The 21,582-nt window shown below is 35.9% G+C and carries 20 protein-coding genes; 17 read left to right on the top strand and 3 right to left on the bottom strand.

The features are described from left to right. The first annotated feature begins 9 nt into the window (after positions 1–9). The 17 genes from E5D58_RS11420 (at position 10) to E5D58_RS11345 (ending at position 18,261) form a co-directional block, all read left to right on the top strand. Positions 10–1,821 (top strand): alkaline phosphatase D family protein, encoded by a 1,812-nt coding sequence (locus tag E5D58_RS11420; RefSeq protein WP_235835903.1) that lies wholly within the window; start codon positions 10–12, stop codon positions 1,819–1,821. 10 nt (positions 1,822–1,831) lie between these two features. Then, positions 1,832–3,694 carry a CRTAC1 family protein gene (locus E5D58_RS11415; RefSeq protein WP_136481994.1) on the top strand — a complete coding sequence of 621 codons (1,863 nt, stop codon included), beginning with the start codon at positions 1,832–1,834 and terminating at the stop codon, positions 3,692–3,694. Positions 3,695–3,719: 25 nt separating this feature from the next. Further along, entirely contained in the window at positions 3,720–5,288 is a 1,569-nt protein-coding gene (locus E5D58_RS11410) for an MFS transporter (protein ID WP_136481993.1), read from the top strand. 24 nt (positions 5,289–5,312) lie between these two features. Beyond that, complete coding sequence (locus tag E5D58_RS11405; RefSeq protein WP_136481992.1) at positions 5,313–6,059, top strand: HpcH/HpaI aldolase family protein; 747 nt, start codon at positions 5,313–5,315, stop codon at positions 6,057–6,059. An 8-nt stretch (positions 6,060–6,067) separates the two neighbouring features. Beyond that, entirely contained in the window at positions 6,068–6,292 is a 225-nt protein-coding gene (locus tag E5D58_RS15240) for a GntT/GntP/DsdX family permease (RefSeq protein ID WP_394345709.1), read from the top strand. Next, positions 6,276–6,578 carry a GntT/GntP/DsdX family permease gene (locus E5D58_RS15035; protein WP_205660317.1) on the top strand — a complete coding sequence of 101 codons (303 nt, stop codon included), beginning with the start codon at positions 6,276–6,278 and terminating at the stop codon, positions 6,576–6,578. Before E5D58_RS15240 ends, E5D58_RS15035 begins: the two co-directional genes overlap by 17 nt. Before the next feature lie 13 nt (positions 6,579–6,591). Continuing rightward, complete coding sequence (locus E5D58_RS15235) at positions 6,592–6,696, top strand: hypothetical protein (protein WP_168796677.1); 105 nt, start codon at positions 6,592–6,594, stop codon at positions 6,694–6,696. A 113-nt stretch (positions 6,697–6,809) separates the two neighbouring features. Beyond that, positions 6,810–8,465: a sulfatase gene (locus tag E5D58_RS11390; RefSeq protein WP_136481991.1), complete on the top strand. Its 1,656-nt coding sequence runs from the start codon at positions 6,810–6,812 to the stop codon at positions 8,463–8,465. Between the two features lie 30 nt (positions 8,466–8,495). Beyond that, the gene (locus E5D58_RS11385) at positions 8,496–10,130 is read left to right on the top strand and encodes a T9SS type A sorting domain-containing protein (protein ID WP_136481990.1); all 1,635 of its coding nucleotides are present in this window, start codon (positions 8,496–8,498) and stop codon (positions 10,128–10,130) included. A 23-nt stretch (positions 10,131–10,153) separates the two neighbouring features. Next, positions 10,154–10,339 (top strand): hypothetical protein, encoded by a 186-nt coding sequence (locus E5D58_RS11380; protein WP_136481989.1) that lies wholly within the window; start codon positions 10,154–10,156, stop codon positions 10,337–10,339. Positions 10,340–10,385: 46 nt separating this feature from the next. Beyond that, complete coding sequence (locus tag E5D58_RS11375) at positions 10,386–11,420, top strand: SMP-30/gluconolactonase/LRE family protein (protein ID WP_235835902.1); 1,035 nt, start codon at positions 10,386–10,388, stop codon at positions 11,418–11,420. A 59-nt stretch (positions 11,421–11,479) separates the two neighbouring features. After that, positions 11,480–13,861: an alpha-amylase family protein gene (locus tag E5D58_RS11370; RefSeq protein WP_136481988.1), complete on the top strand. Its 2,382-nt coding sequence runs from the start codon at positions 11,480–11,482 to the stop codon at positions 13,859–13,861. 5 nt (positions 13,862–13,866) lie between these two features. After that, complete coding sequence (locus E5D58_RS11365) at positions 13,867–14,466, top strand: hypothetical protein (protein WP_136481987.1); 600 nt, start codon at positions 13,867–13,869, stop codon at positions 14,464–14,466. 58 nt (positions 14,467–14,524) lie between these two features. Then, complete coding sequence (gene galK / locus E5D58_RS11360) at positions 14,525–15,673, top strand: galactokinase (RefSeq protein ID WP_136481986.1); 1,149 nt, start codon at positions 14,525–14,527, stop codon at positions 15,671–15,673. Between the two features lie 24 nt (positions 15,674–15,697). Then, positions 15,698–16,720 carry a UDP-glucose--hexose-1-phosphate uridylyltransferase gene (locus E5D58_RS11355; RefSeq protein WP_136481985.1) on the top strand — a complete coding sequence of 341 codons (1,023 nt, stop codon included), beginning with the start codon at positions 15,698–15,700 and terminating at the stop codon, positions 16,718–16,720. Positions 16,721–16,773: 53 nt separating this feature from the next. After that, on the top strand, positions 16,774–17,814 hold the full coding sequence (gene galE, locus E5D58_RS11350) for a UDP-glucose 4-epimerase GalE (protein WP_136481984.1): 1,041 nt from the start codon (positions 16,774–16,776) through the stop codon (positions 17,812–17,814). Between the two features lie 234 nt (positions 17,815–18,048). Then, entirely contained in the window at positions 18,049–18,261 is a 213-nt protein-coding gene (locus tag E5D58_RS11345; protein ID WP_136481983.1) for a T9SS type A sorting domain-containing protein, read from the top strand. 234 nt (positions 18,262–18,495) lie between these two features. Here the strand turns inward: E5D58_RS11345 and E5D58_RS11340 are convergent, their stop codons facing one another. The 3 genes from E5D58_RS11340 to E5D58_RS11330 all read right to left on the bottom strand — a co-directional run bounded on the left by E5D58_RS11340 (position 18,496) and on the right by E5D58_RS11330 (position 21,473). Next, positions 18,496–19,224: a head GIN domain-containing protein gene (locus E5D58_RS11340; RefSeq protein ID WP_136481982.1), complete on the bottom strand. Its 729-nt coding sequence runs from the start codon at positions 19,222–19,224 to the stop codon at positions 18,496–18,498. Between the two features lie 118 nt (positions 19,225–19,342). Continuing rightward, the gene (locus tag E5D58_RS11335) at positions 19,343–21,136 is read right to left on the bottom strand and encodes a PspC domain-containing protein (protein WP_136481981.1); all 1,794 of its coding nucleotides are present in this window, start codon (positions 21,134–21,136) and stop codon (positions 19,343–19,345) included. Next, on the bottom strand, positions 21,129–21,473 hold the full coding sequence (locus E5D58_RS11330) for a PadR family transcriptional regulator (RefSeq protein ID WP_136481980.1): 345 nt from the start codon (positions 21,471–21,473) through the stop codon (positions 21,129–21,131). Before E5D58_RS11330 ends, E5D58_RS11335 begins: the two co-directional genes overlap by 8 nt. Between the last annotated feature and the right edge of the window lie 109 nt (positions 21,474–21,582).

Below are 21,582 nucleotides of genomic sequence, written 5' to 3'. Positions count from 1 at the left end.
AAGATTATTTTGAGAATTTTCATATTTACCTTGGCTTGTCATTTTGTGCTAAATATTAATGCTCAGCACTTGTATTTACCAAAAAATATTAAGCCAGAAGATCGTATTTGTTTTGCCATGTATACTGTTCACGAGAATACGGTAAAACTTAATGCTCAATTTTATCCCATAAAAAATTTTGAGCCTTTTGAGGCTTTTTTGGAAATTCAAGAAGGTGGTAATTGGGTAACCAAGGATACAGCAGTAATTCAGTATCCTGGTTACACGTCACTATTTAGATTAGAAAATTGGAATGATACTATAGAAGCTAAGTATAGGGTGGTTCACAATAAAAAAGCATTTTACGAAGGCATTATTCGTAAAAACCCCATTGATAAAGATGAGTTTGTATTAGCAGCATTAACCTGTAATTCCATTTATCCAGAACATGGCGGCGATATTCCTAAAACAGATATTGTTGATAATATTAAAAAGCTCAATCCAGATTTATTGTTTTTTTCTGGGGATCAGGTTTACGATCATAGCCAACACTATTTGTACTGGTTGAAATTTGGGAGAGACTTTGGCGATATTATAAGAAACACCCCAACTATTTGTATTGTAGACGACCATGATGTTGGTCAAGGTAATATTTGGGGTAGTGGGGGTATTAAAAGTAAGGATAGAAGTGGTAAATATGGAGGTTATTATATGCCAGTAAGTTACATAAAAGAAGTAGAACGTGCTCAAACCAGCCATTTGCCAGATCCGTATGATCCAACACCAATCGCTCAAGGTATTGGTGTATATTATACTGATTTAACTTGGGGAGGCATTAGTTTTGCAATACTAGAAGATAGAAAGTTTAAATCTGCACCTGGTCAAATTTTCAGACATGAGGGTAAAGTAGTTGACGCCATTTTTGATCCTGAAGTAGATACAAGAATATTCGACGATCCCAAAGCATTATTATTGGGCGAAAGACAATTAGACTTTTTAGAGGATTGGACAACCGATTGGGAAGATGCTGAAATGAAAACAGTGTTGTCTCAAACCATTTTCACGATGGCGAATAATTACACAGGTAAACACGATAGGGAAATTTTTGCCGATTTTGATTCTAACGGCTGGCCACAAAGCGGAAGAAATAGGGCATTGGCCGTTATTCGTAAAAGTTTTTCACCAATGATTGCTGGAGATCAGCATTTAGGGTCTTTTATCAAGCATGGTGTTGATGATTGGGATGATGCCGGATATTCATTTTGTACGCCAGCTATTGCTAATTACTGGTTGCGCTGGTGGGACCCCAAAAAGCCAGGAAAAAACCGGGGTAAAAATAACCCGTTCTACACGGGGGAGTTTTTAGACGGCTTTCAGAATAAAATAACCGTTTATGCAGTAGCTAATCCTTCATCAGAAGAAATAGACGAAGGTGGTAAACTCTCTACTAGGGTTGCAGGTTATGGAGTTATAAATTACAATAAATCGAATAGAACGATTACCTTCAATTGTTGGCCCAGAAATGTTGATATTACAAGAAAAGACAGTAAGCAATACCCTGGATGGCCCATAACGATTTCCCAGTTTGATAACTTTAGCCCCAAAACATTTTATCAACTACCATTGCTACTATTATCAAAGCCCGACCAAGTGGTAACCATTAGAGGTAGTGCTACTGGAGCAGTAGAATCATCCGTGAGGATAAAAGGAAAATCATATCAACCCAAAACGTTAAGATCTGGTTTTTATACCATCGAAATAGGGGAAGGAGATTATAAAAATCAAATATTCAATGTTTTGGCAACAACGAAGAATAACAAAAAAATAGAGGTAAAGAATTAAAAATAGCATTATGCAATTTCAAGATTTCGAAAAAAAGTCGTTTTTACTAACCATTTTATGCTTATTCATATCAGGTTTAAGTTTTGGACAAATCTTCAAGGAAGTATACAAGGATTTCCCAAGACAGGAGGAAAATCTCAGAAAATGGGATGCTCCGGTGGTCGCGGATCTGGACCAGGATGGCTATCTAGATTTGATGATAAACGATCATGGCTTCGGTATTCAGGTGTGCTGGAATAATAAAGGCAAATTTGCCAAACCTTATGACATTATTATGGGGGATTTGCACGGGGTTTCTGCGGGCGATTTTGATTTAGATGGGAATATCGAAGTCATAATGTCGCGAGGTGGTGGTTCCGGTAGCAATGCTCGAAACTCGAAAATGTACCGTGTTGTGGGAAGGGAATTTATCCCAATGGACGATTTTGACGAACCCTTGGCCTTAATGCGTGGCAGGACAGTAGGTTTTGTGGATATTGATAGTGATGGCGATTTGGACTTAATAAATTTTGCATTTCCCGATGGTGCCAAAAAAGGTACTACAGAGAATTATATATATGAAAATGATGGAAATGGGCAAATGATTTTAAATTCTACCTTACCTGTTAGTAAAGGAAATGGACAAAAGGTTTTGTTTACCGATTTTAATGGAGACGAAATATTGGATATCGTCATGTACGGCCATGGGAATGTTAAAATGTACAAGGGCGGTGATGGCTTCTTGTTTGAAGATGTTACCAAAAAATTATTGCCAAAGGATATTTATGAAGTAACGGGAGTTACAGAAATAGATTATGATAATGACGGGGATTTCGATTTGTATTTTACTAGGGGCCTCGAGTTCGAAAAAGGCGAAACCTTTTACGATAAGGAGACCAAAACCCTTGGGCTTTTCACAAAAAGAGGCGAATTTCTATTTGATAATATTGAAGTAGGCGACGTACTGAACATGGAGAATTTCCAGTCGCAATGGCCAAATGCGGATACCTATTATATTGGTGAAGCCTCGTACGCTTATAAATTTGAAGGGGAAACCCATTCTGGGAAGGATATAAAATTGGTGGTAAGCGATGCCCTAGGTTTTCCAGACAATACAGATTTTAAGGAGAAAAAAGGCTGGTACATTGGATATATTGGCAATCGAAAATGGCGTGTTGCTGGATTTTTGTTTGCACCCTCAACAGGAGTCATCCACGGTGTGGAGGATTACCCAAAATACAATCATCTGGCAGGTCTTGAGGATGTCCTATTGGAAAATAAGGGAGGGAAATTTCAGGACGCCACTAGTAAGGCAAATATGGTGTTCAAGGAACATTCTATGGCATCCAACATAGCTGATTTTGATAATAATGGCTATCAGGATATTTTGGTCGTACCACGGGGCAATTTAATTAATGGAATTCAGTGTATCCTATATTTAAACCAAGGCGATGGCACATTTAATGTAAAAAAGGATCATACCATATTTTCACCAGAATTAGGGGCCATGGGAATGGCTGTTGAAAACCTCGATTACAACAACGATGGAAAAGTAGATATTGTTTTGGGTAACGAGCGCGGGAAATGGCACCTTTTCAAAAATACTTTAGCAGATACAGACGAAAACAATTTCCTTGTCGTGCATGTTGGAAATTCGCCATCTGGAAAAGCTACGGCCTTAGGTGCATTCGTAACGCTTACTAACAAAAAATCCGAACAAATAAAGCGCGTGGGCTCCACGGGCGCCCAGTATTCCCTTAGCTTTAATGATCAGGTGCATTTTGGAATTGGAGCGGGCAGCGGACCTGTAAAAGTTAAGGTAACCTGGTCCAATGGGGAAACCAAGGAACAGACCATCATAAAAATGAATAGTACAATACTGATAGGAAAATAGTAATCAACTAACTAATACTAATTAAATGAATAAATACACAAAAAATGCATTCTTATACGCCCTTATAGTTGCTATAGGATCTTTTGTCTTTGGTTTAGATGCTGTATTAATTTCGGGAGGATTTAAATTTATTACACAAGAGTTTAATTTAACAGCTTCACAAGTTGGTTTAATCGGTTCGGGACCAGGTATTGGCGTTTTGATAGCATTACCTCTAACAGCATATTCAGCTAATAAGTTTGGAAGAAAACTTACGCTTCAAATTATCGCAATATTTTATATTGTCTCTGCAGTAGGTTCTGCTCTGGCTCCATCATTTTTGTCATTGTTTTGGTTTAGGTTTTTAGGAGGATTAGCTTTCAGCTCAGTGACCTTAGCTTCAATGTATATTGGTGAAGTTGCTCCAGCTGAGCAAAGAGGTAAATTAGTTTCTACGCTACAAATAAACATGGGAGTCGGTTTTACGGCGGCCTATTTGATTAATTATTGGATTTTACAAAAAATGGGGTCTGATGCGCAATGGGTTCAAGATTTGAATTTAGCTGAAACCGGTTGGCGCTGGATGCTAGGGATAGAGATTGTTCCTGCCGTTTTGTGGTTTTTGTTATTGTTTTTAATTCCTAAAAGTCCTGCCTGGTTAATCTATAAAGGCAGAGTTAAGGATGCAAAAAAATCATTAGGTAAAGTTTATCCAGAAGATAAAGTGGATACACAAGTTCAAGAAATGATTCATAGTGTAGAAAATTCAGAGAGTAGCAATACTTCTACAGTCAGTCAGTTAAAAGAGATTTTCAGTAGTAAAATGAGAATTGTTTTAATTATAGCATTTACGCTTGCCGTAGTGCAGCAGTTTACTGGAATGAATGCAGTTATGATTTATGCCCCTACCATGTTTGAGCAATTAGGTTTAGGGACAGATGCCGCATTTTCCAGTACCATCTGGATAGGTGTCATTGGTTTAGTGTCTACTTTGATATCATTATCATTGATCGACAAGTTTGGTCGTAGGCCACTGGTAATGGGTGGTTTAATTTTGATTATTATCAGTATATCAACGGTGTCATATGGATTTAAACAAGCTACATACAAAGTAACCGACGAGGCTATTGCTGAAATGAAAGATATTCCAAACATAGCAAGTTTAAGTAATATAGTTGGAAAAGAATTTAATAGTGATATCGAGTTCAAAAGGGCGTTAGTTGATGTTCTAGGGGTAGAGTCTGCACGCGATAATTCAGGGGTGATTTTTAAGCAAACTGCACATATGAACGCCATGTTAATATTGCTCAGTATATTAACTTTTATCGCCGCTTTTAATTTTTCAATAGGGCCTATTATGTGGGTTTTGCTTTCAGAGATTTTTCCTATTTCCAATCGTGGCGTAGCCATACCTTTATTTGCATTAATTTCCAGCACAGTTAGCGCGTTGGTGCAGTTTCTTTTTCCTCTAGAAATGGAACACTTTGGGGCAACTATAACGTTTATAATTTACGCGGCCATTGTACTTGTAGGCGTTATTATTCTTTACAAATATCTTGTGGAAACTAAAGGGCTGTCTTTAGAAGAAATACAAGCAAAACTTCAAAGAAAATAAAAATAACCACTAGACTTAAAAATTATGAGCTTATTCGATAATAAAAAATTTGTGGTAGGACCATTTATGAAAGTAAGTGATCCTGTTTTAGTGGAAGTGGCCGCTTTTGCCGGTTTTGATTTTGTTATAATAGATTTAGAGCATGGCCCCAATACTTTTGAGACGGTTCAAGGCCATGTTAGGGCGGCACAGGCTACAGGCATTACTGCAGTAATTCGCGTGCCAGAGATCAATGAAAATATGATTTCGAAGGCATTGGATATTGGTGCAGATTATGTGCAAGTACCACAAATTGAAACAGCTGCTGATGCAAGACGTGTTGTAAAGGCTTCAAAATTTTTTCCAGAAGGCGCCAGGGGTGTTTGCCGTTATGTTAGGGCGGCAGATTATTCATCTATGCCAAAAGAAAACTATTTTGGTAATGCCAATAAAACTACTGGAACTATTATCCATATTGAAGGCAATATCGCTTTCAATAATATTGATGAGATTTTAGCTGTGGACGGTATTGATGTCATATTTATTGGGCCTTATGACATGTCCCAGGCCTGTGGAGTACCCGGTCAAGTTAGCCATCCTAAGGTCATTTCACAAATGAAGGAAATCGTTGAGAAAGCAGCACCTCTTGAGAAAGTTGTGGGTACGTTTGTTGAAAGTCCAGAATCTGCCAAACAATGGATTGATCTGGGGGTAAAATATATTTCCTATGCTGTAGATGTTGGGATTTATTATCATGCCGGTAAGGATATTGTGGATAAGATTAACGCATAGTACTGCTTATGATGTTAAGTCTATTCATTCTTATATTTTTTCTTTTACTTTTGATATTTTCCATTTCAAAATGGAAAGTTCATCCTTTTATAGCTTTATTACTTACTGCATTGGCATTGACTCTTTCTTTAGGTATGGGGGGTGAAAAAAGCGTACAAGTATTACTGGAAGGCTTTAGCGGTACCTTACGGGGTATTGCCATAATCATAATTTCAGGTGCTTTTATTAGGTGAGGTTTTACAAGAAACAGGTGGGGCTTTCCGTATAGCGGGTCGTATACTAAAATGGCTTGGTGAAAAAAAATTGCCTTGGGCTATGGGCTTTACAGGCTATGTGGTTTGCATTCCTGTTTTTGTTGATGTGGCCTATATTTTGATACAGCCCGTTGTGGAGTCGCTTTCGGTAAAAAGTAAACGTTCAGTTTTATTTATAGGCTTATCCTTAACGGCGGGATTAACGGTTGCTCATACGTTAATTCCCCCCCTACACCCAGACCATTGGCGGTTGCCGAATCCCTGAGTTTGGAAAACTTTTGAAGAGTTCAACAGGAAATAGCTTTACTTGGGATGGGAGTTTCAAAGGAAATCCATTGCCAACTGGAGATTATTGGTTGTCATTTAGTGCTAATGAATTTTGACTACTCATAAAAAAGGTAAATTCGTTGTACTTTATGGTATAAATGATTTATCAAAATAGCTTCTTTTTTTTGAAATTTAGCACTCAGAATATTTTTATAATTACCATTACCCAATGAAGGGATATCTTTTATTATTTACTATATGTTTCGCGTTTAGTTGTAAACACCTAGACAGGCCAAAAGAGGAACCAAAAAAGAGGCCTAATATTTTATTTTTAGCTATAGATGACCTACGCCCAGAAATCGGAGCTTATGGTTCTGATATTGCCATTACACCAAATATTGATGAACTTGCATCAAGAGGTTTACTATTTAATAAGGCGTATTGTCAGGAGCCTATCTGTAGTCCTTCTAGAGCAAGTTTAATGACAGGAGCTAGACCTGAAACTATCAACGTCATTGAAAACTTCACTTACTTCAGAGAGGCTAATCCAGATATTGTAACCTTATCGCAGCATTTTAAAAATAATGGTTATGAGACAGTGCATACGGGAAAGATTTATCACAAACCGGCATGGGCAGATATGGAAAAGTCATGGAGTAGAAAACCCGCATATGGAAAAATGACTGTTGAAAAGAGCAAGGCCCCTGGAGGTTATGCATTAACTGAAAATCAAGAATTTTCCAAAAAAGCAACCGCAGAAGTTATTGCAAAATATGGAAAGGATGCACCTAGAAACGGCTTGGGTAAAGGGCCGGCGTTTGAAAAAGCAGATGTTGAAGATACGTTTTACGAAGATGGATATAACGCAGAATTGGCTGTTGCTACCTTAAAAGATATGTTGGAAAAAAACCCAGAAAAACCTTTCTTTTTGGGTATGGGAATGAAAAAGCCACATTTAAACTGGATGGCACCGTCAAAATATTGGGATATGTATGATTCGGCTAAAATTAAGATAGCTAGTCAAACTGAAGCCCCAAAAAACGCAGCTACCATGGGGTTACACCCTTCTTTTGAACTGCGTGCCAGATACGGCATTCCTAAAAATGGGCCAATTGGCGATGAAATGGCCATTGTTCTAAAACATGCTTATTTGGCTTGTGTAAGTTATATCGATGCTCAAATTGGTAAAATGATTGATGCTTTGGAAGAGGCAGGCGTAAGAGATAATACCATTATAATGCTATGGAGTGATCATGGCTTTCATTTAGGAGATATGGGTATTTGGTGTAAAGCGACTAACTACGAAATAGCTACCAGAGTACCATTAATAATCTGGACTCCCGATATGCCAGAGGGAACTCGCGGTAAAAAAACGGATGCATTAGTAGAACTAGTGGATATGTATCCTACACTATGCGACTTAGCAGGTTTAGAGAAACCGCAACATTTGGAAGGGTACAGTTTTTTGCCTTTGGTAAACAATCCAGACCAAGCATGGAAAAGCGCTGCATTTAGTCAGTTTCCAACACCAGCCCTAAGAGAATGGGCTGCCAACCCACTTTCTCAAGGAATGAGAGAAACTTATTTTGGTCCTTTAATCGAAGAAGTTGAAGACAAAATTAAGGCTCAAATGAAAGATAAATGGGATAGAAATTTGTTTGAAAATAACCTAATGGGCTATGCTATGCGTACACAAGAATATAGGTTTATTGTTTGGAAAGATTATACTAAAGAGGACAGCGAGCCACTTTTCTTTGAATTATACGATCATAAGACAGACCCAAAAGAAACTAAAAATATAGCCGGTGATAATCCTGAAATAGTAGAAGAATTACTAGCCCAGTTTAGCAAGGGGTGGAAAGGAAATCTTCCGGCCAAAAGGTAAAAAAAGAAATAAAACTAACATGTTATAAAAATGAAAAATAGAGAATTACTTAAAACTATGAGTTTTTTTGCTATTGGGCTTTGCTCGTTAGTGAATACTGCACAGAATCCATTATCAGATCCGACTAATAATGATGGATGGATTTTAAATACCACTATGAGTGATGAATTTAATGGTAGCGAGTTGGATAAGACCAAATGGTGGATATTGGGCGAGAATGGCGATTATAGAAGCAAATGGAAAGGGAGAGCCCCTGGCCAGTTCGCTTCCCATAATGTGATTGTGGATGATGGAAATCTAATAATTAGAAGCCAATGGGAACCAACTTTTAACTTTGCAAATGAGCAATTAGATGGTATTTATTATGGAGGAGGTCGCAGAGATGACAATAGCAGACCAATAACCCAAGCTTGTGTAATGAGTGAAACATTCTTCAAATATGGTTATATGGAAGTTAGGGCTAAAATTGCTGACGCCCCGGTTACATCTGCTTTTTGGACCACAGGGTATCACTCAGAAATTGATATGGTGGAAAATTATGGAAAGCGCCCTATTGGTAATCCTCGTGGTACAAATTCCATCATAGAAAGAAAACAAAGAACAAATATGATTAATTGGGATCCCGATATTCCTTCTAATCACAGGAATTGGAAAGTTGAAAATGATATGGGTATTCGATTAGCCGAAGATTATCATGTTTATGGATTTGAGTGGGATAAAGATTATATTCGAACATACTTTGATGGGAATTTGTTAAGATCTGAAACCAGACAAAATTTCGAATCTAATAATCAATGGCGTCACGATCATCCTCAGGAGTTATGGTTAGATTCTGAAGTATTTTATTGGTACGGGACTCCGGCCGAGGCAGATTTGGTCACACCAGCAGAATTTAAGATAGACTATGTAAGAATTTGGCAAAAAGAAATTAATGGTCCTAGTTTTAATGCTCTAGGGTTTGAAGGCCCATTTTACTATCAAGGGAGAAGTACACGTTGGTGGAATTCGGGTTCTGTACCATGGAGAATTAAGAATGAAAAGCCAGCATCAGGAGATTTTAGTATGCGATTCCAACGTTCTAGTCCCTTCTCAGGAAATTATACAACATTTACGCCTTATGGTTCTTTGAGTTTGCCTGCTGGGAATAACGAGCTTAAATTTAAAATTTGGATTGATCCAAGTACGACGGTAAATGCCTTAAAAATTATACTAGAAAATCCATGGGAGTTTTTAAATTTTGACCTAACCGGAGTACAGAAAGGAGAATGGGTAGAGCTTTCACAAAGTTTTAGCAGAACTAGCCCTTCTAATACTAGCCTTACTAATGGAGACCGAATGAGGGTACAGTTAAATTCTAGCGATATTGTTAGCTCTGAAGTGCTACTATATATTGATGATTTCGAATTTCAAAATACATTAAGCGTAACCAAAGAACAAGTATTAGATTTTTCTTTATTTCCTAATCCGGCAAAATCAAGAGTAACGTTTAGATCAAACGATAATGGTAAAATACATATTTATAACATCTCTGGGATATTAATTAGTACGACCGAAAAGCAAAAAGAATCTGTAGATTTAGATGTAAGTAATCTGTCATCAGGAGTGTATATTGCTAGATTTATTTCTAACAATAGAACAGCGATTAAAAAAATAATTATTGAATAATATAGATTAATTAGTTATTCTCGATGAGCACCACTTGCAAGTTATATAAGCATTTAGTAGCTGCTGCATCTTCATCATATTCTCAAGACTTGGCAACCCATTTGCATGTTGGTTTGGGTATAAACAAAACCATTGATGAGGCCATAACTATCTGGAATAATAGTAAATTTTTAAAGTTGCATATAATTGAAGTTAACAAATTATACTAGGCGAAATAGTATGTATTACAAGGGAATCATTAAAACTAATATAGCTTTGAGTTTACTGAAAAACACACTTTACTTTTCACTCTTTTTTGCATTGGCTAACACTGTAACGAGCCAAGAAAAAAAGTTGTCAACCACAAAACTGTTTGCAGAGTTGCCAGACATTTGTCCAACACCAGATGCTTTTGATGTGGCGCCTGATGGAAGCTTAACGCTATCGTGCCCAAACTTTGCCGACAAAACTATGCCAGGTGTTTTAATGAGAATTTCTAAAGAAGGAGACGTTACAAAACTTATAGAAGTGCCTGTATTAGCTAGTTCAGGAAGATCAAATCCAATGGGTATTGCTTATGATGATAAAGGCGTGCTTTATGTTTGCGATAATCAAACAAACAAAGGAAGGATTTTAAGAATGACTTTTAATGAAGATAAGTTAATTTCTACTGAAGTTGTTGCCCATGGATTTAATTCAATTAACGGCATTAGATTCAGTAACGGGTTTGTTTATGTTACACAAACTATGTTGCCAAAACTTAAAGAAGACAAAGTGGTTGGAGGTGTCTATCGTTTTAGCATAACCAGCAGAAACATTAAGATTAATAACGATACATCGGATGACAATTTAATCTACACATCAAAAACACAAAACAATGAACGTCAAGTTGGTTTAGATGGGTTAGTTTTCAATAAAAAAGGGGAGCTATTTGTTGGAAATCTTGGAGATGCGATCATTTATAAACTAATCTTAAATGCTAAAGGAAAAGTTGAAAGCGAAATGGTTTACGCTAAGCTTCCCAAAAATTCAGCACCAGATGGAATTAATATAGATGATAACGGTAATTTATATGTTGCAGGATTTGCACAGAATCAGATCTTTAAAATAGACACCAATAAAAATGTAGAGCTTTTAGCCGAATATCCTGACAATGATGGTTCAGAGGGTGGTTTAGACCAGCCTGCTGATTTAATTGTTTTTAATGGCAAACTAATTATTTCAAATTTCGATTTAATGGTAGCTAAAGGGATGATAAATTCTAAGCATAATAAACCGTACACTGTATCTTATCTAGATTTAAACGAATAAGAGTCTAATTCTAATTAATTAAACTTTTAAAATATTAATACTAAACATAATTTGCAATCATGGACATTCTAAAATATAATTTTCTTAAACTAATCATTGGTTCGTTTTTAGTAGTCAATGTGCTTTCTTGCCAGCAAGAAAAAACACTAGAAGAAGAGGCCCTAAATAAAATTGAAACTTTAAAGTTCATGATGGACGAGGCACGTTCAGAATCCATTGACGTGGCAAGGGAGGAAACCGTATTATGGTTTTCGAAGGAATTCTTAAAATTTGCCAATTGGGATGAAAACAACAAAGAAGCGGTTGCAAAGCTTTTTGGTTATGAGCGTTATTACGAACCTCAAAAGGACTCGCTAGCTGAAATATTACCAGATTTTGAAAGAAAAAAGGTGATTCAGATTTTAGATAAAAGTATTGATGATTTAAACAAAGAACTTAACGGTGAAATAAAACGAAGGCCTGTTAATAAGGTAGATTGGCAAAACACAAAAGCTGATGATAATATGTTTATTAGTAACGGAAAACCAATTTTTCCATATGATTATTTTTCTAAAACGGTGGGGCAACCATTAACTAATGAACAGGTTTACAACGACCATTTAGGAGCTTTGTATCACGGTGGAGAAAATCTTTATCCAGTGGATCACGATCGTGCCATCAACTCATTTCTTTTAAAAGAAGACGGCACATGGGACGAAGAATTGATGAAAGAGGTTACTGGTATTCCTGATACTAACATTGGTTTTTTATACTATTGGGATATGGGCATTCCTAAGTGGGTAGAGCAAAAGGAGCCAGAAGTACGCATAGGTCGTTCTTTGTTTACAGGTTTTGATATTGACAACCCTTTGGCTCGTGATGTTTGGGGGAAAATTATTCGTCATACAGGTGAACTTACCAAAGGAAAAAAAGTCACTGAGTTAGGATACGTGTTCGCCAACGAGCCTCATTGGTATTCTGAAAAGGGGCATTGGACCTATAAGTATAAAGAGATGAATGGTATTTCTTCTTATACTTTGAATAATTTTAGGTCTTGGTTGAAAGACAAATACAGCGATAATATTGAAGAACTTAATTCAAATTGGGATACATCATTTAAAAACTTTGCTTCCGTTGAAATTGCAATTCCAATAGACACAGTGCTGAGAGGTAAGCCAATGTGGTATGATTGGTGCCGATATAATATGCATAGAACATTGGATTGGTTTACATTTAATCAAGATAATCTGCATGCGGTAAATCCTGAAGCAGATACCCATATCAAATTATTTCCGCGCACGTTTTACGAAGATTCCCGTTCACACGGAATGGATTTCGAGGCTTTAACCGAGTTAACAACTATGATAGGTCATGATGCCAAAGCTTTGGGAGACCCAAGTATTCGTCCGCATATTAACTCCGATTGGCATAAAGATTACGTTTATAAGTGGGACGGGATGGCCATTTTACAAGATTTTCTAGAATCGGTTGCTCCAGATAAAATCAATATTAATTCTGAATCTCATTTCTTGTCGTCAGGACAATATAGAAAATTGGATATGCGTACGAGTTATGTACGAAATGTGTATTGGTTGGCCACTTTAATGGGAATGGATGCCAACATGGGGTGGTTTTGGGCTCGAGATCCTGATGGTTCACCAGAAGACCGTTTGGAGGGAGAACTAAACTTTTTTGATCCTGGATTGGGCGGTGCCTACGCAGGTTCAAATAATATGCAACCCCATATTACAAATGAAGTAACTCAGGTAATGTACGACTTGAATTCTTTTTCAGAGGAAATCATCGCTTTGCGGAATCAACCACGCCCTTTGCGTTTGTTCTATTCAGAGACTTCTGCTATTAACACATCAAACTATATGACACAAACAGGTAAGTTGTATAAATCATTATTTTTCGAAGGATTGCCACTAGGATTTGTAACAAAAAACATTATTGAAAAACAAGATAATAGTTCTTGGAATACAGTTGTTGTGTATAAAACTAAGTATGTTACCGATGCTGAGTTTGATGCTTTACAAACCTATTTGAGTAATGGGGGTACAGTGATTTTGGATTCTACAGAAAGCTTGTCCATGAACGAATATGGTAAAAAGCGAAACAAAACCTTAAAATCAGATAAGGGAAAGTTAATTTCAATGAAGGCTTTGGATTTAGAGGAAATCAAAACAAAAGCTTTGGCTCAACTTGTTGACCAAATGCCAGATGTAATTGTAGAATCGGATAATGGATTAGCGCATAAAACAACCATTTCAAGGGTTGTTCGGCAAGAGGATGGCTCGTACTTGGTAAACTTACTTAATGTGGGGCATAATAAAGCGAAAATTAAATTGTCATTAAAATCTGGGAAGTCTATTTCCGTGCAAAATATAATGACATCAAATTCTATGGATACTGAGTTTGATTTAGCATCTGAAGAAGTACTGCTATTAAAAGTTCAGTAAAAACCATGAATCTGTTCCAGTATTTTGTCATTTTATTTTTTGGCTTCTCAGTAAAATTTTATGGGCAAACACCGTTGAAAGTTTCAGATAGGTTGGCTTCATGGACATTTGTTGATAATTTTTTAGATGGGTTAGAAACTCCAGAAGTAGTAAATTGGAAGAATTGGTTCAAAAAAAAGCAATGTTGCCCAATACAACAAACAGGTTGGAAACGGAATAATACCGATAATGTAAAAATCGTCATTGGTTTAGCGGAATTGAGCATACATTATAATCCAGACAATGCATCAGATGGTGGAACCTATTTTAAATCGGGCATATTGAAGTCCAAAGAAACGTTTACAACAGGTTTCATAAAAGCTTCTGAAGAAGATGCTTTATTAGCTATAAAGGATAAGTTTGTAAATGATTGTTTCGAATCAAATTCAAATGAAGTCATCTTGAGATCACTTAAATATACCTTGGAATTTGATAGAACAGGTAAGAACAATTTTTTGCAAGTGCAAACGCTAAGCAAAAAAAATACCATTGCTATAGAACCAGCTTCAGTTGGATCGGCAGTTTTAATAACAAAAAAAGGCTTACAAACTTTAAATCCAAACTAAATATATAGCATCACCTGGAGTATAAAGGGTGATAATTAATCTAATAAATTAATAAGACATGAGTATTGAGCTAGTAAAGGATGTAAAAAAGACATTCATTGAAAAATTTAAAGCCAACCCCTTGTTAGTTTTTTCACCTGGGAGAATCAATATTATTGGTGAGCACACTGATTATAATGATGGATTTGTATTTCCTGCCGCCGTAGATAAAGGTATAGCTGCTGCGATTCAAAAGAGTGATTCAGGAAGTTCAACAGCTATAGCTTTAGATTTAGATAGTACTATTGAATTTGAATTAGATAAATTAAAACCTTCAAAAGGAGGGGGTTGGGAGAATTATGTGCTTGGTGTTGTTGCGGAAATACAAAATCGCAATAAAGTCGTGGGAGACTTTAATGCCATTTTTAAAGGTAACATTCCAGGTGGAGCGGGCATGTCGTCATCAGCCGCGTTAGAAAATAGTGTGGTTTTCGGCTTAAATGAATTGTTTGAATTAGGGCTCTCTAAAGAAGATATGATTTTAATATCTCAAAAAGCGGAACATAACTACGTAGGAGTAAATTGTGGCATAATGGACCAGTATGCGAGTATGTTTGGTATAAAAAACCATGCATTGCATTTAGATTGTAGAACCATAAAATCTAAATCGTACAAAATAGACTTTAAAGATTATCAATTGATGCTTATTAATACTAACGTTAAGCATAGCTTATCTAACAGTGCCTATAATGACAGACGATCTGCTTGTGAACAAGTTTCAGAATTACTAAAAGTTAAGTCACTTAGAGATGCTACTGAAGTGGATTTAGAAGCTATTACAGGTAAGGTTATACCAGCAAATTATCAAAAGGCATTATATGTTATTCAGGAAAATAATAGAACTCTGAAAGCAGTCAATGCTATTAAAAATGATGATTTAGACACCTTAGGAGCTTTGCTTTATCAATCTCATGAAGGCTTATCAAATCAATATAAAGTAAGCTGTGAAGAGTTAGATTTTTTAGTAAAGCAAGCTAAGAAAAACAAACACGTTTTGGGTGCCAGAATGATGGGTGGTGGTTTTGGAGGTTGTACTCTTAATTTAATAGCTAAAAAAGAAGCTAAAGCCTTTTCTGATCTAGTCTCAGAGGCTTACAAGAAAAAATTTAATAAGGCATGTTCTGTATATTTTGTTAGACTTTCGGATGGAACTCGAATAGTAAAATAAGCCAAGGAAATATAATATTCAGTTATGAAAAATTCAGATTTACAAGATTACTCTCATAAGCGCTTTAATATACTTACAGGGGAATGGGTTTTAGTGTCGCCACATAGAGCTAAACGACCGTGGCAAGGACAAAATGAAGCTGTTAATGATGAAAAGCGTCCAGAATACGATGAGACCTGTTACTTATGTGCTGGAAATACAAGAATTAACGGTGAAGTAAACCCCAAATACAAAGACGTTTTTGTCTTCTCCAATGATTTTGCAGCGTTGCAAAGCGACTCGCCAATTTTTTCAGTAAACGATGGTTTATTAATAGCCGAAAGTGAAAAAGGAATTTGTAAGGTAGTATGCTTTAGTCCAAATCATTCAGAAAGTCTAGCAGATATGACTCCTACTGCAATTCAAAAAGTAGTTTTTGCTTGGCAAAGAGAGTATAGAGAGTTGGGTAATAAAGACTTTGTTAACTATGTGCAAATATTTGAAAACAAAGGGTCGGTAATGGGTTGTAGTAATCCGCATCCTCATGGTCAGATTTGGAGTCAGTCTACCTTGCCAAATGAGGTAGAAAAAAAACATGTTCAGCAATTAAAATATTACAGAGAAAACAACAAAAGTATACTAGGTGATTATTTATTTCAAGAATTAGAAAAGAATGAACGTATTATTTTTCAAAATGATGCTTTCGTAGTATTGGTACCATTTTGGGCAGTATGGCCTTTTGAAACTATGATTGTTCCTAAAAAGCACCAATCTAATATATTAGAAATGAATGAAGAAGAAGTCTTTTTCTATGCAGAGGCTATTTCTGTTTTAACAAAAGTATACGACAAGATATTTAATACGTCTTTTCCATACTCTAGTGGTATCCATCAAGCACCAACCAATAATGAGGATAATAGTCATTGGCATTGGCACATGAGCTTTTATCCGCCATTATTAAGAAGTGCAAGTGTAAAGAAATTTATGGTAGGATATGAAATGTTTGGCACACCGCAAAGAGATATTACAGCAGAGCAGGCTGTAAAAATAATCAAATCGCTTTTGTAGCTTGAGGTTTAAATGGAGTAAGATAAAAATTAAAGCAAAATTTAAAGTAAATAATGAAAGGTAAAATAATTGTAACTGGAGGATGTGGTTATATTGGCTCACATACAGTAGTTTCACTAATAGAAAATGGGTACGAAGCAGTAGTTTTTGATAATTTATCAAACTCAAAAGAATTCATCCTAGATAGAATAAAAGAAATTACAGGTAAAAAACCTCGGTTAGAAAAAGTAGACCTAGCAGATGAGCAACAAGCAAAGGCAGCTTATAAAAAACATAGAGATGCTATGGCTATTATAAATTTTGCGGCCTATAAGGCCGTAGGGGAATCTGTAAAAGAACCTTTGTTATATTACAAAAATAATCTGTCTTCTCTTTTGAACACATTACAAGGGCAAGTTGATAATGGTATAGAAAACATAATTTTTTCCTCATCCGCTACAGTTTACGGAGAACCAGATGTTTTGCCCATATCGGAGAATAACGAAACCAAAAGACCTTTTTCGCCTTATGGGAATACAAAAAAAATGGCAGAGGAAATTCTTGAAGATTTTTCATATGCCAACTCCAATTTTTCTGCAATATCTTTACGGTATTTTAACCCTATTGGAGCGCATCAGTCAGGATTAATTGGTGAGTTCCCGAGTGGTACACCCAATAACTTATTACCATATGTAACGCAATGTGCGGCGGGTGTTCTAAAAGAGTTGCAAGTATTTGGTAATGATTATCCTAGTAAAGATGGTACACCTATTAGAGACTATATACATGTTGTTGATTTAGCTGTTGCCCATGTAAAAGCTGTTGAAAGGTTGGTGACAAACAAAAACAAATCAAATTTTGAAGTATTTAATTTGGGTACGGGTAATGGTTACACTGTATTGGACATTATTAACACTTTTGAATCTGTGGCTAACTTAAAATTAAATTATAAGATTGTTGGACGTAGAGAAGGAGATGTTACAGCACTTTATGCTGCTACTAATTTAGCGAAGGATGAACTAGATTGGCAGTCTAAATTTGATTTGGAAGATATGATATCTTCTGCTTGGAAGTGGGAACAAAATTTAAGATCGGGTACAAAATTTAGTAACTAATAATTCGCACTACTTTTAAATGTACCTATAGATAATTTGGAAGATGCAGGTATACCGTAGGTAGAGGGATGAAAGGAATTTTAGATGCTTTAAAAACAAATAATATTTATGAAAATACTTTGATAATTTTTACGAGCTACAATGGCGGTAGCTTACGATTTGCAGCAAGTAATAGACCTCTTTCAGGTCAAAGAAATACTTTAGAAGGTGGTTTCGGGTGCAAACATTCCTTCATTGGCCAGATACTGCCCTGCTGGCCTGAATTACGATTATCCAATTTCTGCTCTAGATTTTTATCCAGATCCTGCAAAAAATACTGTGCAAAGTAATATTGACAGTTCAAATGCATCTACTATTGACATATCCGTTTACAATATTCAAGGTATTGGAGTTTTTCAAAATAAGAATCTCCAGATAACAACTGGGAATAAGTTTATACTAAACTAAGAACAGAAAATAACTAATGGAGTTTATCAAGTGAAGATTAAGGTGGATGATAACATGTTTAACCAAAAGATTGTTGTTAAATAATATTAAAACACCTGTGTATTAATCTCCTCCCATGTTAGATAATCTTATCCCATCTAGCGAATCAGTTAAAAGTAGAGAATCTTAGCTATTTTAGTTTATGTAAATATATTCATTGGGAGTTATATCTCACAAAAAAACTAGCATATTGCTTTACTTTTGGGATATGCTTCCTGATGGATTATTGCTTTTTTCAACTTTTTCTGGATTGCCATAGTATTTAATGTCTCCTCCGCTACTAGCCTTAGCAACTAATTCTTTAGAACTGTTTACCACGATATCTGCCCCACTGCTGGCTTTAACCTGACTTGATTCGGCCATTAAATCGGCGGCATTAATATCGCTACCACTATTTGATTCTGCATACAGTTTTACCGTAGATCCAGAAAGTCTCATATCACTGCCACTTGTAGATTTACACGTTAAAACGTTGGTTTTTAAATTGAGTTTCATATCGCTGCCACTGGTAGATTTGAGCTCCAAATTTTCAAGAGTAAGTGTGTTTGTCGAATAAACATCTGCGCCGCTCGTTGATATGATTTTTGAAATATCTTGAAAGCTCACCATTATTTTTTTAGACGATGCGCTTCCAATATTTTCCTTAGTATGAATCTTTAATACACCGTTTTCAATTTCTGTTAAAATAAGCTCTTGCAAGTTTTCATCGGCCTCTACTAAAATACTGGGGGTGTTGCTCTGTGTTAAGTACACATCAAGTCCTTCTGTAGCTTTAATAGTGTTGAATGTTGCGTCGGTGTTTCTAGTTTCTGTAACAACATTACCGTTACCTCTAATTCCAGTGTTTAAGTTAAAATCGAAATTACAGGAAAAGAGGGTTAAGCTCAAAATGGTGGCTACTATAAGTTTGATAAGTGTGGTCATAATGATTCGTTTTTTGATTGATGATTAAATGTTATTGATTTGATAACTCAAATATTATGTTTTACAAGTGTTTTTGATAGTTTAATTACTTGAACTGTTGTTTTTTAATGATGAATTGTTAGTCTTCTGATTCGATATTAATTCCATTGGAATCGATGTTTACTTTAACGTCGTCAGATTCTGCTTTAATACCTTGATCATTAATTTCTAAATGACTCCCATCAGCATGCACTTCAATCCCATCTTCATTTATTTTAACATTTGGAGTATTCACATCTACATGATATGCCTCTGAAACGGGACAATCTAAGCACTCGGAATCGTTATCCCGTATTTTCATATAATGATTGGCATTTTTACGAGTTATGATATTGCCTCGATGTTTTCGGTGACTCATAAATGGTTCGGAGCTATTACTGAAATAAGCGATGCTTTCTTCTGGCAAATACAGAATAATAGAAATTTCTTGATTGCTGAATTTAGCTTCGGGATCTAGAGTAAAAAACGAGTCAAAGTGAAGCTCATTATCGGTAAAATTAAAATTATAATTAATAGTTTTTGCTCTGTTAATAGCGGTATCAAAGTCTTTTCCATCGGCGCTTTTTTCCACTGCAATGGTGGCAATAGAATCGGAGGTTGATTTTACTAGAATTGTAATATCCGATGAAAAAATAATCTTATTTCCGTTTTCGTCGTGAGTAAGCTTAAAGTCTCTGTGTCCCTTATAATATTTGGAACCCAGTAAGTCATTGTCTAACATTTTTATGTGTAACGTGTCTTTTGCTTTTAAAGGTATTTCTGTTCTTTCAATATAGGATTCTTCAAAAGCATGCTCACTAGCCTGACGTACACCAATAACAATAAGCGCGATTACAGACATAAGCCAAAGACCAAGTAACGAGAATTTGGCAATGTTCCCTATAGATTTTAAATTATTAATTAAAATTTTAAGCCCTAAATAAAACAGGAAAAAGAAGGGGATTCCAACCGCAAAAAAGGCAAAAAGTGAAACCAACCAAATAGGCGAATTCCCTGTATTTGCAATATCCACCAAATCTAAACCTGGAATATTAATGAAATCTACAATACTTAAAGAAAGAAAACCTACAATTAACCCAATAAGGGTGGCTGCAGCAACAATTATTAAAATAATACCAATAAATTTTGCAATTATTTTAAAGAAAAACATGATGATATCGGCTAGCGTGTCAAAAAATGTCCTTGATGAAGATTTAATTGAATTAGCTCCTTTTTTTACATCCACATTTTTGGCGGCATTCGATACAGAATCCGAAACATTTTTGGCTACGTCTCCAACCTTTTCTGTAACAGAGTCAAACCCGTCTTTAATTTTTTTTTCTATGTTACTTATATTAACGGGTTCACCTCGCATCATTAATTTTTCGGTTGTTGTTTTGGCTTCAGGCACCAAAACCCATAATAGTATATAGAGTAAAATGCCTGTGCCTGCACCAAAAATCAATAATATCCATGCCAGTCTAATCCAAATGGCATCGATACCAAAATAATGCCCGAGGCCAGCAGAAACCCCACTTATGTATGAGTTCTCTGCGTCTCTAAAGAGTTTCTTAGGATGTGTGGATTTAGACTTGTATGATTGTTGAGGCTCGTCTTCAAAAATTTCATCATCTACCAAATAGTCCTCTGGTTGTCCCATTATAGAAATAACCTCATCGACCTCGGTGATTCTAATAACTTGTTTGTCGTTTTTTATGCGTTCATTAAACAATTCTGCAATTCGAGCTTCAATGTCGGCTATTATCTCTGATCGCCCTTGAGAGTCGGTAAATGAACGTTTAATAGCCTCTAAGTAGCGCTGTAGTTTTGAGTATGCATCTTCATCAATATGAAAAAATATGCCGGCTAAATTTATGTTGACTGTTTTATTCATTGTTAGTTGTTTTTTTTGCGGTTACTATATTAACCGCGTTTTGTAATTCGTTCCATGTGGTGTCTAGTTCTTTTAAGAAGAGCTTGCCAGTTTCTGTTAACCCATAATATTTTCTCGGTGGTCCAGATGTGGATTCTTCCCATCTATAGTTTAAAAGTCCGGCGTTTTTAAGGCGCGTTAGTAACGGATAAATAGTACCTTCAACCACAAGCAGTTTTGCGTCTTTCAAGGTGCCTAGTATTTCTGCTACATAAGCATCGTTGTCTTTTAAGACCGAAAGTATGCAGAATTCTAGGACGCCTTTACGCATTTGAGCTTTTGTGTTTTCTATTTTCATAGTGTCATTCTTTTAATGTTGTAAAACTGTTCATTTTTTGATTGATTTTGTGCTGAAACGAGTTCAGTACCGATTGATGATGATTATTGATGAAATTCTTTTTGTCTGT

The organism is Cognatitamlana onchidii, assembly GCF_004804355.1.
Classification (GTDB): domain Bacteria; phylum Bacteroidota; class Bacteroidia; order Flavobacteriales; family Flavobacteriaceae; genus Cognatitamlana; species Cognatitamlana onchidii.
This window is presented reverse-complemented; position numbering and strand designations above follow the sequence as displayed.

Bases quoted from the DNA above. Each gene is read 5' to 3' on its own strand.
- E5D58_RS11415 (WP_136481994.1), top strand. From the start codon at position 1,832: ATGCAATTTCAAGATTTCGAAAAAAAGTCGTTTTTACTAACCATTTTA.
- E5D58_RS11410 (WP_136481993.1), top strand. From the start codon at position 3,720: ATGAATAAATACACAAAAAATGCATTCTTATACGCCCTTATAGTTGCT.
- E5D58_RS11405 (WP_136481992.1), top strand. From the start codon at position 5,313: ATGAGCTTATTCGATAATAAAAAATTTGTGGTAGGACCATTTATGAAA.
- E5D58_RS15240 (WP_394345709.1), top strand. From the start codon at position 6,068: ATGATGTTAAGTCTATTCATTCTTATATTTTTTCTTTTACTTTTGATA.
- E5D58_RS11390 (WP_136481991.1), top strand. From the start codon at position 6,810: ATGAAGGGATATCTTTTATTATTTACTATATGTTTCGCGTTTAGTTGT.
- E5D58_RS11385 (WP_136481990.1), top strand. From the start codon at position 8,496: ATGAAAAATAGAGAATTACTTAAAACTATGAGTTTTTTTGCTATTGGG.
- E5D58_RS11380 (WP_136481989.1), top strand. From the start codon at position 10,154: ATGAGCACCACTTGCAAGTTATATAAGCATTTAGTAGCTGCTGCATCT.
- E5D58_RS11370 (WP_136481988.1), top strand. From the start codon at position 11,480: ATGGACATTCTAAAATATAATTTTCTTAAACTAATCATTGGTTCGTTT.
- E5D58_RS11365 (WP_136481987.1), top strand. From the start codon at position 13,867: ATGAATCTGTTCCAGTATTTTGTCATTTTATTTTTTGGCTTCTCAGTA.
- galK (WP_136481986.1), top strand. From the start codon at position 14,525: ATGAGTATTGAGCTAGTAAAGGATGTAAAAAAGACATTCATTGAAAAA.
- E5D58_RS11355 (WP_136481985.1), top strand. From the start codon at position 15,698: ATGAAAAATTCAGATTTACAAGATTACTCTCATAAGCGCTTTAATATA.
- galE (WP_136481984.1), top strand. From the start codon at position 16,774: ATGAAAGGTAAAATAATTGTAACTGGAGGATGTGGTTATATTGGCTCA.
- E5D58_RS11340 (WP_136481982.1), bottom strand. From the start codon at position 19,224: ATGACCACACTTATCAAACTTATAGTAGCCACCATTTTGAGCTTAACC.
- E5D58_RS11335 (WP_136481981.1), bottom strand. From the start codon at position 21,136: ATGAATAAAACAGTCAACATAAATTTAGCCGGCATATTTTTTCATATT.
- E5D58_RS11330 (WP_136481980.1), bottom strand. From the start codon at position 21,473: ATGAAAATAGAAAACACAAAAGCTCAAATGCGTAAAGGCGTCCTAGAA.